This window comes from Oleiphilus sp. HI0123, assembly GCF_001635315.1.
In genome coordinates, this window is record NZ_LWGE01000508.1 from 1 (window position 1) to 892 (window position 892).

Here is an 892-nt window from a genome sequence, read left to right on the forward strand (position 1 = left end):
TATTGGTCACGTTGATCACGGTAAAACAACTTTGACTGCAGCGTTAACGCGTGTATGTGCAGAAGTATTCGGTGGTGAGAAGGTTGACTTCGCAAACATCGATAACGCACCAGAAGAAAGAGAACGTGGTATCACTATCGCGACGTCTCACGTTGAGTATGATTCAACTGATCGTCACTACGCTCACGTTGACTGCCCAGGGCACGCCGATTATGTTAAGAACATGATCACAGGTGCTGCTCAGATGGATGGTGCTATCTTGGTTTGTGGTGCGACTGATGGTCCTATGCCTCAGACTCGTGAGCACATCCTTTTGTCTCGTCAGGTAGGTGTACCTTACATTGTAGTATTCTTGAACAAGGCTGACTTGTTGGCTGAAGACTGTGGTGGTGCAGGTTCAGAAGAATACAACGAGATGCTTGAATTGGTTGAAATGGAAATTCGTGAGTTGCTAGACACTTATGAGTTCCCAGGTGATGATACGCCAATTATCGCAGGTTCTGCTTTGATGGCATTGAACGGCGAAGATGATAACGAGCTAGGTACAACTGCTGTTAAGAAGTTGGTTGAGTCGCTAGATTCTTATATTCCAGAGCCAGAGCGTGCTGTAGATCAGCCATTCCTAATGCCTGTTGAGGACGTGTTCTCAATCTCAGGTCGTGGTACGGTTGTAACGGGTCGTGTTGAGCGTGGTATCATCAAAGTTGGTGAAGAAATCGAGATTGTTGGTATCAAGGAAACTCAAACCACTACTTGTACTGGTGTTGAGATGTTCCGTAAGCTTCTAGACGAAGGTCGTGCGGGTGAGAACGTTGGTGTTCTTCTGCGTGGTACTAAGCGTGACGAAGTTGAGCGTGGTCAGGTTCTATGTGTGCCTGGTTCTGTTAAGCCT

At 46.9% G+C, this 892-nt stretch carries 1 protein-coding gene; it reads left to right on the plus strand.

The features are described 5' to 3' along the window. Position 1: 1 nt before the first annotated feature. Positions 2-892: elongation factor Tu (locus tag A3761_RS04805; protein ID WP_082870174.1), on the plus strand; the 891-nt coding region annotated here is incomplete at its 3' end.